The 9,072-nt window shown below is 48.7% G+C and carries 9 protein-coding genes and 1 pseudogene; 4 read left to right on the top strand and 6 right to left on the bottom strand.

The window, feature by feature from the left end; genetic code table 11:
• A pseudogene (locus WG89_RS31450) lies at positions 1–219 on the top strand (IS1595 family transposase); the annotation flags it as partial.
• A 302-nt stretch (positions 220–521) separates the two neighbouring features.
• Here the strand turns inward: WG89_RS31450 and WG89_RS27540 are convergent.
• The 3 genes from WG89_RS27540 to WG89_RS27530 all read right to left on the bottom strand — a co-directional run bounded on the left by WG89_RS27540 (position 522) and on the right by WG89_RS27530 (position 3,491).
• A complete protein-coding gene (locus WG89_RS27540) occupies positions 522–1,280 on the bottom strand; it encodes an SDR family oxidoreductase (protein ID WP_062270854.1) in 759 nt (252 codons plus the stop codon).
• A 124-nt stretch (positions 1,281–1,404) separates the two neighbouring features.
• Positions 1,405–3,207 carry a sodium:solute symporter family protein gene (locus WG89_RS27535; RefSeq protein ID WP_062270852.1) on the bottom strand — a complete coding sequence of 601 codons (1,803 nt, stop codon included), beginning with the start codon at positions 3,205–3,207 and terminating at the stop codon, positions 1,405–1,407.
• A complete protein-coding gene (locus WG89_RS27530; RefSeq protein ID WP_062270849.1) occupies positions 3,204–3,491 on the bottom strand; it encodes a DUF4212 domain-containing protein in 288 nt (95 codons plus the stop codon). Before WG89_RS27530 ends, WG89_RS27535 begins: the two co-directional genes overlap by 4 nt.
• Before the next feature lie 401 nt (positions 3,492–3,892).
• Between WG89_RS27530 and WG89_RS27525 the strand changes: the two genes are divergently transcribed.
• Positions 3,893–4,453, top strand: a complete 561-nt coding sequence (locus WG89_RS27525; protein ID WP_062270847.1) for a 4Fe-4S binding protein — start codon at positions 3,893–3,895, stop codon at positions 4,451–4,453.
• A 36-nt stretch (positions 4,454–4,489) separates the two neighbouring features.
• Here the strand turns inward: WG89_RS27525 and WG89_RS27520 are convergent, their stop codons facing one another.
• The 3 genes from WG89_RS27520 to WG89_RS27510 all read right to left on the bottom strand — a co-directional run bounded on the left by WG89_RS27520 (position 4,490) and on the right by WG89_RS27510 (position 7,320).
• Positions 4,490–5,260 (bottom strand): isocitrate lyase/PEP mutase family protein, encoded by a 771-nt coding sequence (locus tag WG89_RS27520; protein ID WP_062270856.1) that lies wholly within the window; start codon positions 5,258–5,260, stop codon positions 4,490–4,492.
• A gap of 66 nt (positions 5,261–5,326) precedes the next feature.
• Positions 5,327–6,448 (bottom strand): bifunctional DNA-binding transcriptional regulator/O6-methylguanine-DNA methyltransferase Ada, encoded by a 1,122-nt coding sequence (gene ada, locus WG89_RS27515; RefSeq protein WP_079254094.1) that lies wholly within the window; start codon positions 6,446–6,448, stop codon positions 5,327–5,329.
• Between the two features lie 98 nt (positions 6,449–6,546).
• Positions 6,547–7,320 carry an AraC family transcriptional regulator gene (locus tag WG89_RS27510; RefSeq protein WP_172806945.1) on the bottom strand — a complete coding sequence of 258 codons (774 nt, stop codon included), beginning with the start codon at positions 7,318–7,320 and terminating at the stop codon, positions 6,547–6,549.
• A 230-nt stretch (positions 7,321–7,550) separates the two neighbouring features.
• Between WG89_RS27510 and WG89_RS27505 the strand changes: the two genes are divergently transcribed.
• The gene (locus WG89_RS27505; RefSeq protein WP_062270842.1) at positions 7,551–7,853 is read left to right on the top strand and encodes an antibiotic biosynthesis monooxygenase family protein; all 303 of its coding nucleotides are present in this window, start codon (positions 7,551–7,553) and stop codon (positions 7,851–7,853) included.
• A gap of 226 nt (positions 7,854–8,079) precedes the next feature.
• Positions 8,080–8,763, top strand: a complete 684-nt coding sequence (locus WG89_RS27500; protein WP_079254093.1) for a fimbria/pilus periplasmic chaperone — start codon at positions 8,080–8,082, stop codon at positions 8,761–8,763.
• The last annotated feature ends 309 nt before the right edge of the window (positions 8,764–9,072 follow it).

The raw sequence follows: 9,072 nt of genomic DNA, 5'->3' as shown, positions 1-9,072 counted from the left end.
GGTGAATATGCACGAGATGAGGACGGCGACGGTTTTCATGAGATTCATGTGAATACAATGGAGGGGTTCTGGTCGCTGTTGCGTTCCTGGTTGCGTCCTCATCGGGGTATATCACAAGAGAAGTTACCGCTGTATTTGGGTTTCTTCGAGTGCCTGCACAATATCAAGAAGCGCGGGAAAGCAGCTCTAACCGGTCTTCTGGGAGTGTTGTTTGGATAACTCCCCGGAATCCATTAAGAGCCATTATTTTAATACTCGATTCAGTTCGTCTATAAGACAAAACCTGTTCATCCGGGCCTACTTATCAGTTAAGTGGCCAGATGCAGTCAGCACTGATCGAATACAAACTTTTCAGACTGCGTTCTAACTGCTTTCTCTATTGGGACAGACTCGTGTTGCTGATTGATTTGAAATAAATTTGAGCTGTATTTCAAGTTTAAGTTATGTGAGCTGCTTCTCTATTTTGAAGAGGGAGGTAAAGAGGAGTGCTAAGCGATAACGCCCAACACTCGTGAGTCCTTTCAACCCTCTCGATCCACAACAAAAGGCCCAAAAGCCTGTTGAACCGGCATGATCTCCATGGCATTGATATTCACATGGGCCGGTCGACTGGCTACCCAATAGATACTGTCTGCAATATCTTCGGCTGACAATGGTTTCATACCTTCATAGACCGAATCGGCTTTTGACTGATCGCCTTCAAAGCGGACCACTGAAAATTCTGTTTCTGCCATCCCCGGCTCAATGTTAGTGACCCTGATACCCGTACCCAGCAGATCCGAACGCAGATTCAGAGAAAACTGCTTAACAAACGCTTTGGTGCCGCCATAAACATTGGCTCCGGGATAAGGGTAAGTGCCGGCTACAGATCCCAGATTAATAATACTTCCCGTGTTGTTTTTCTTCAGCGCGGGAAGCAGGGCGTGAGTGATCAGAACCAAACCTTTGATATTGGTGTCGATCATGTTCATCCATTGATCGGTATCGCTCTGGTCAGCGGGCTGGGTGCCCAGAGCCAGACCGGCATTATTGATCAGGGTATGCACGTCAGAGAAAGCTTCTGGCAGAGTACTGATGGCATCCTTTATTGCTGCTTCATCCCTCATATCAAAGACAATGCTGTGCACAGGGCAGGATGCCGAGAGTTCCTGAGCCAGTGCTTCAAGGCGCTCTTTCCTGCGACCGGTAATCACCAGCTGCCAGCCAGTCTCACTGGCAAAACGACGAGCACAGGCTTCACCAAAACCAGAAGTGGCACCGGTGATAAATACAGTTTTCAAGCTCAAGGGGTTGCTCCACTGAAGTCAGGTTCTGTTCGCGATTATGACTCAACAACACATCAGTGGGAAAGGGGGAGAGTAGGTTCTAGAAAATCAGGCCCGAAGGCCTGATTTCAAAGAGCGCTTAACCGAGGTTGCTGGCAGGAGAGTTGCCTTCGACAGCGGGTTCGCTGGAAGGGGTTCCGCGAGGTACACGGATATCTTCGACCAGAGTCTGGATGTGTTTGGGCGGTGCGGCCGTCAGATGGCAAACTACCATGGAAACACTGAAGTTGATCAGCATGCCTAAGGTGCCAATGCCTTCCGGAGACACTCCAAACCACCAGTTGTCAGCGGTGTTGGCTGCCGGATTGATGAATTTGAAGTAAACGATATAAGCAAAGGTGAAGACCAGACCTGACACCATGCCTGAGATAGCACCTTCACGGTTCATACGTTTATAGAAGATGCCCATCAGAATGGCCGGGAAGAAGGAAGCTGCTGCCAGTCCAAAGGCAAAAGCCACCACTTGTGCCACAAAGGCGGGTGGATAGATGCCAAACAGACCCGCAATAACAATGGCTACCCCTGCGGCAATCCTTGCTGCCAGTAGTTCCTGCTTGTCGGAAATGTTGGGCATCAGGTTTTGTTTCAACAAGTCATGGGATACTGAGGTTGAGATAACCAGAAGCAACCCTGCCGCAGTTGAAAGCGCCGCCGCCAGACCACCTGCAGCAATCAGAGCGATGACCCAGCCTGGCAGTTGAGCTATCTCCGGATTGGCCAGAACCATAATGTCGCGGTCAACATAGAGTTCGTTTTCACCCGCCGTTGGGTTATTAGACACTAGACGTTCACCACTGTCGCCACGCTCAGACGTGAACTGTGGCTTGCCTTCCATAGGATGTCCGTCGGTGTACTGGATTTTCCCGTCTTCGTTCTTGTCAATCCAGGCAATCAGGCCGGAGTTTTCCCAGTTGGCAAACCACTCTGGCAGTTCTTTATAGCTGGATTCGCTGACAGTATTCAGCAGATTAATACGGGCAAAACTCGCCACAGCCGGAGCAGTGGTATAAAGAATGGCAATGAACAGCAGGGCATAACCCGCTGATTTACGAGCGTCACGTACAGTAGGGGTGGTGAAGAATCTTACAATAACGTGAGGCAGGCCCGCAGTACCTACCATCAGAGCCATGGTGATAAAGAACACGTCAATGGTGGACTTTGATCCGTCTGTGTATTGCTTGAAACCGAGCTCGGCGGAAAGTCCATTAAGCTTTTCAAGGACCGATTGACCTGTCCCGGTCACTTCACTGCCAAAGCCCAGCTGTGGAATAGGGTTGCCGGTAATCATCATGGAGATGAATATGGCAGGTACCATAAAGGCAAAGATCATCACACAGTACTGGGCAACCTGAGTGTAGGTAATCCCTTTCATGCCTCCCAACACGGCGTAGAAGAAGACAATCCCCATGCCGATCAGAACACCCATGGTGATATCCACTTCAAGGTAGCGGGAGAAAACAATACCTACGCCTCGCATCTGACCTGCCACATAAGTGAAGGAGATGAAGATGACACAGATTACGGCCACGACGCGTGCAGTCTGGGAGTAGTAACGCTCACCGACAAAGTCTGGCACGGTGAACTTGCCAAATTTACGCAGGTAGGGAGCCAGACACATGGCCAGCAGAACGTAACCGCCGGTCCAGCCCATCAGGTAAACTGCACCGTCTCGACCAATAAAGGAGATGATACCGGCCATGGAGATAAAGGAGGCTGCAGACATCCAGTCAGCACCGGTCGCCATGCCATTGGCAACCGGGTGAACGCCTTTGCCTGCTACATAATATTCTCCGGTAGAGCCTGCCCGTGACCAAATGGCAATGCCAATGTAGAGAGCGAAAGAGGCGCCAATAAAGAGATAAGTCAGCATTTCTGTGCTCATGCTTCATCCTCCTCTTCATAGACGTTGTATTTATGGTCCAGTCGATTCATCTGCCAGGCGTAGACAAAAATCAGGATGACAAAGGTATAGATGGAACCCTGCTGGGCAAACCAGAATCCCAGGGGAAAGCCTCCCATCTGAAACTGGTCAAGAAAATCAACAAACAGAATTCCAGCGCCAAAGGAAACAGCAAACCAGATGACGAGAAGTGTGAGCAATAGACGGATGTTTTCACGCCAATAGGCGGCTGCCGCCGCTTTCTTGGGGTCTTGAGGGTGTGCCACTGTGGGATTCTCCCATATTTATAATTGGTATCAGAGCCAGCGGTGTTCAAGCACCAGAACAGTTGCTGCGAATAACCGGAAGTGAACTTTTTTCTGGTTTTCGCATTCCAGCATAGAGGACATACTCAAGCCTAAACGCCTTTCGTTACGCCTTTGTGGCTGAAAAAATCACTCAACAAGCAGGAATGAATGAACTGTTCAGATACTTATAAGACTCGCAGGTGCAGAGGTCACAGTAGCAGGATAAAGCAAGTCTGCCTTTTCGACTTTAGGCTAATAAGGGGGAAGGAACTCTGGTGTGACGATTGTAGATAATTAACATCGACATGCACTTATACAAGAGTAATTCTGATCTGCGTAAACTCAGAAAATCTCGTTATCGGTGACAGGTTTCAGGCAGTATGAGTGACAAGCAGATTCAGGCTCAATCGCTTATGAACAAAGAGCAGCTGCAATCCCCATCAAGACGAGCTTTCTTCCGTCGTTTTGCCGGGCCTGCTGAAGTTGAACTGCCTGTTTCAGAGTTTCCCCGTCCGCCATGGGCAATGGGCAATAATGAGTTTCTGGCGCTATGCAATCGCTGCAACCGATGTATTGATGTATGCCCCAGGAGAGTCCTTCGCCAATCCGATGAATCCAGCTCATTCCTTCAGGGACTGCCAACGCTGTCACTGGAATATGGCAGCTGTGATTTCTGTGGTCTCTGTGTAGAGGCCTGTCCAACAGGAGCCCTCTCTCGCGAATCTGGCGAAAAGAGGCAAGCTTTGGCTCTTGTGAGTGATCACTGTCAACTGACTTACAATCAGAGCTGTGACTTTTGTATCGACGCTTGCGAAGAAGGGGCTATAAAGCTGAGTGCCAGTAACCGCATTGAGATCGACCCGAATGGTTGTACCGGCTGCGGGGAGTGTTCTCTCGATTGTTACAATAAGGCGATATCGCTGGTTAAGCGTCAGGTCTGAAAACTTTGATGGTGCTTTCAGACCTGATAGTTGTTGTCAGAAACTTCCAGCAGTCAGGGTGCCTTCATTTAATAACTGTTGGGCGGCAGTCGTAAAACCATGCCATGCAGCTGTTGCCAGAAATCCCCCGACACTGATACGACCAACGCCTATCTCCTTAAGGTTGATAGCGCTCATTTCAGGGCTGATTAGTAAGACGTTAACAGGCTTTGGCTTAACGGCTTCAACAATCGCTCTAATGTGAGTTTCCTGACTGACCCCCGGTGCATAGAGAACATCAGCTCCGGCATTGGCATAAGCCACCAGTCTTTCAATGGTGTCATCAATATCACTCTGCCCCACCAGAAAACCTTCACTGCGTCCAACCAGAACAATATTGGGATCGATTTTGTCGATTGCAGCACGGGCCGCTTTGATTCGGTCCGAAGACAATTGAATGTCGAACAAGTGGTCTCCATCGCGGTCTTCTATGGACAGGCCTGAAATCCCGGTTTGAACGGCTAAAGTGACATTTTCAGCCAGTTCTTCAGGGCTTACCGCAAAGCCGGATTCGAAGTCTGCATTGACTGGAAGATCGGTAGAATCACTGAGAGTCCTCAGGTTTTCCAGAGTAGCTTCCATTGAGAGAGAAAGGTCATCACAGCCTATTGACGCAGCATACCCTGCGCTGGTGGTTGCCAATGCTTTAAATCCCATGCCTTGTAAAATTCTGGCGCCACCGGCATCCCAGGCATTGGGTAATATAAAAGAGCCTGAAGCATGCAGTTTACGGAACTGGTTTCTTTTTTCCTGAAGGGAAACGGGCATGATAAAACCTCTGACGGTCATTAAAATCACAAGGCTCCTGTTTGGGAGCCAGGCAGTGAAGAGGCTTTAGTTTGAAGAGAATGTGGTTGGCTCACTATCCGGTTCTTGTGATTTAATTTTATTGTGTATTCTGCTTTCGTTTGCCAGTAGCTCCCGTTTACGCTCAACGCCCCAGCGATAACCTGACAGGCTGCCATCGCTGCGAACCACACGATGGCAGGGAATGGCAATGGCCAGACTGTTGGTAGCGCAAGCTCTGGCAACGGCCCGAACAGCTTTGGGAGAGCCTATTTTTTCGGCAATGTCGGCATAGCTGGCGGTTGTGCCCACCGGGATAGTTTGCAGGGCTGACCAGACTCTTTTCTGGAAGGCGGTTCCCTGGATATCCAGAGGCATTTTCAAGTCGGTTTCAGGGTTTTCAAGAAAGCCTACAACATGGGCAATCAGCTTTTCATATTCCCGGTCATTGCCGACCAGCTTGCTCCGGGGGAATTGATCCTGGAGCTCTCGAACCAACTGATCAGGATCATCGCCCAGTGAAATGGCGCAGATGCCTTTATGACTTTGGGCTACAAGAATAGCGCCCAGATAGCACTCTCCGACGGCAAAGAAAATATCTGTATCAGCCCCTCCTTTTTTGAACTCCGAAGCCTTCATGCCCAGCATTTTTCCGGAAAATTCATAGAAGCGGCTGCTGGAACTGAAGCCCGCTTCGTAGATGGCATCAGTAACCGAAGTATCGGGTTTGAGTTCATTTCTTATCTTCTGGGCTCGGTGAGCTTGAGCGTATTTCTTGGGAGTAATGCCTGTAATGGATTTGAAAACCCTGTGGAAGTGGTAGGCACTTAATCCTGCATCTCTGGCGAGATCATGCAGTGCGGGTTCGGTCTCTGATTTCTCAATCTGCTGGCAGGCTCTGGCAATGAGTTCGGTATGCTTTCTGGTAATAGCGGCCTGATCCTGAAGATACCGTTTGCTGGGCCTGAAACCTTGCGCTTCTGCTGCCGGTGCGTTATCAAAAAAGACGACGTTCTCAGGCTTTGGGAGTCGAGAAGGGCTGCCGGGTCGGCAATAAACTCCGGTAGTTTTTACCGCATAAACAAACTCATCGTCAAAATCCCCGTTTCTTTCAATGACCGCTTTCCAGCGGGGATCTTTCTCTATCGGATAGGGGGAGTCACTCTTCATCCTTTTAACCTTCAATAGACTGGCAGCAGATACAGTTTACTGGTTGTCGATGCTATGACGATCCGAATCTTGCGGTTAAATTCTTCAGGATTCACAGGTCAGAAATAACCTCCCGGTGTCTGCCCGGTAGCCTGTTTAAAGTAAGCAATGAAAGCACTGGTATTACTGAAGCCTACATCATGGGCTGTTTGAGTGACAGAGTGTCCATCTGCCAGCAGCCTTATGGCCGCTAACAGACGCAAACGTTGCCTCCAGTCCCTGAAAGGCATTTTTATGTCTTCCTGAAATCTTCTGGCAAGGGTGCGACTGCTGACGTTAACCAGATTTGCCCAGTCTTCAATGCTGCGTTTATCTGCCGGGCTGTCGATCAAGTGCCGCTCAATCCAGCGGATTTTTTCATCGCTGGGTTGAGGCAAACTCACCGCTCTTGACGATGTCAGATCGACCTGATCGAGAATCACTTTGATCAAGCGGCCGTCAGCCCCTTGTTCATCATACTCTTTGGGCAAGTGAACCGCATGGCGGAGTAATTCCCTGAGCATACTGGAGACATTCACCAGAGCGCATTCAGTTGAAACCCTGGGCAGAGCTGACTGGGTCAGGAACAGGCTGCGCATTTCAACCACGCCCCTCATTTTTACCTGATGATCAAGGCCAGCGGGAATCAGTAGTGCTTTTTCAGGTGTGGCAATCCATGCCGACCGGGGAGTACGAACAGTGATAACCCCCGTAGAAGGATAAAGCAGCTGTGCCCGTTCATGGCGGTGCCAGTCCAGCAAATAGCCATTGGAATAATCCCACATCAGCGCCACGACGTCTTTTGGCGTTTCTCTGACCAGCGTTTCACGAACTTCGTGGTCTTCCCGGGTCATAGCTCCTTTTGTCCGAAGTTCGATAGTTTTTGGCATGCTTGGATGTATTTTTTCAGGACACACTTTTTATACTTCCGGACAGTTTGGCAGGTTCTGAGAAGTTGGCTCAAGTAGAATAAAAGTTCATATCTTCATTAAATTGAATGCGTATTTATACGGGCGGTTGGCTGGATGTATTTTTACGAATTCCTGAACCTCCGTTTGCTTTAAGTGATTAGAAGGTGAATGCGATGTACGCCGTTATTTTCGAAGTAGAGTTCAACGAAGGGTGCATGGAAGAGTACCTGAAACTGGGTGCAGAAATGCGCGAAAGAGTTGTTCAGTATGACGGGTTTATTTCCGCTGAACGTTTCTCTAGTGTTGTGAAAGAAGGAAAGGTATGCAGCCTTTCTTTCTGGGAAAGTGAGGATGCCATCAAGAGCTGGAAGCAGGATCTCCAGCATCTGTTGTGTCAGAAGAAAGGCCAGGAATCCCTGTTCAGTGATTATCGTATCCGCATTGCGAAAGTCGAGCGGGATTACAGTCTGAACTAAGCTTCCGTCAACTTTTAGCCAGCCAGTTTTGTTCGACTGGCTGGCTCACTATCCCATAAGCATTTTCTTATAACGTCCTCAAGAACAGTCTGTTTAAATACCATTTATTCTTGGTTTTTGGAGTTGATCAGGGTCTTATACCTAACAGTAAGGCGTTACTACGACTGAAAATGAGAGTGAGCCTGAAGGACAATGTCGCAATAATTATTGTAACAATCCGGGTTCAATGACTTTGCGTAGACTCTCCCTGATCTCTCTTGGTTTAATGGCTTCTATAAACAGTCAGGCGTCTATGACTCTGGATCGGATGATTGTTTACATGAATCCATCCCGCTCTGCCTATGAAGAGATAACGGTTTCCAATCCTGATGATGACAAGCTCTTTCTTCAGACTGAAGTTTTCAAGGTTGAGAACCCAGGCGAGGAGAGTGAGCAGCTGATTCCGGCTACCAATCCTGAAGAAATGAAGCTGCTGACAACGCCTCAGAAAGCTATTGTCCCATCGGGCAGCCGAAAGACCATGAGACTGGTTAGCCTTGAAAACCCAAAGGATAAAGAGCAGGTCTACCGGGTTACCTTCAAGCCTGTTGTTTCCGATGGCAAAGATCAGAAAAGTTCTGTCAGGATCCTGATTGCCTATCAGGCACTGGTATTTGTCAGGCCAGAAAATCCGCACTACAAGGTTTCGGCTATCAGGAACGGAGCTAGCATGACTTTGACAAATACAGGGAATGTTAATGTGGTAATGCGCAATGGTCAGGCGTGTTCTGAGAAAGGGAGCTGCTTTGATCTAACAGAGAACAAGCGGTTGTACGCTGGCCAGAGCTGGACCATCTCATTGCCTGTTGGAAAAGAAAAAGTCAGCTTTGATCTGTTTGATGGTCGTCAGGAGATCAAGAAGGTTTTCTGACCTTCTTGACCTAATTCCGACAGATTCCTAGTGCAGCCAAGCGTTAATGCCAATGCATACTCCGTTCATCCTGAGGCTCTATGTTTCTTGTCAACCTGCTTTTAGTAATTACATAAGAAATTAGAGCCTCATCGGTGAGAAACTCTCCACTGCAAGAGCCTTAGGTCTTTAATCAGACAGCATAGCTTTTTGCATAATGGGGGAATGATATTGAGCCATATCGAATGTCTTTTGGCTACGCCATACGCTGAATGCTATACGTATCAGCTTGCGCATCACGGCTACCAAAGCCTGGGTACAAGTCATTCT

This window comes from Endozoicomonas arenosclerae (assembly GCF_001562015.1).
Taxonomy (GTDB): Bacteria; Pseudomonadota; Gammaproteobacteria; order Pseudomonadales; family Endozoicomonadaceae; genus Endozoicomonas_A; species Endozoicomonas_A arenosclerae.
This window is presented reverse-complemented; position numbering and strand designations above follow the sequence as displayed.

What these genes read in the sequence shown, in the direction of transcription:
- ada (WP_079254094.1), bottom strand. Translation starts at nt 6,448, where the DNA reads ATGAAGAGTGACTCCCCCTATCCGATAGAGAAAGATCCCCGCTGGAAA.
- WG89_RS27535 (WP_062270852.1), bottom strand. Translation starts at nt 3,207, where the DNA reads ATGAGCACAGAAATGCTGACTTATCTCTTTATTGGCGCCTCTTTCGCT.
- WG89_RS27525 (WP_062270847.1), top strand. Translation starts at nt 3,893, where the DNA reads ATGAGTGACAAGCAGATTCAGGCTCAATCGCTTATGAACAAAGAGCAG.
- WG89_RS27520 (WP_062270856.1), bottom strand. Translation starts at nt 5,260, where the DNA reads ATGCCCGTTTCCCTTCAGGAAAAAAGAAACCAGTTCCGTAAACTGCAT.
- WG89_RS27500 (WP_079254093.1), top strand. Translation starts at nt 8,080, where the DNA reads ATGACTTTGCGTAGACTCTCCCTGATCTCTCTTGGTTTAATGGCTTCT.
- WG89_RS27505 (WP_062270842.1), top strand. Translation starts at nt 7,551, where the DNA reads ATGTACGCCGTTATTTTCGAAGTAGAGTTCAACGAAGGGTGCATGGAA.
- WG89_RS27510 (WP_172806945.1), bottom strand. Translation starts at nt 7,320, where the DNA reads ATGACCCGGGAAGACCACGAAGTTCGTGAAACGCTGGTCAGAGAAACG.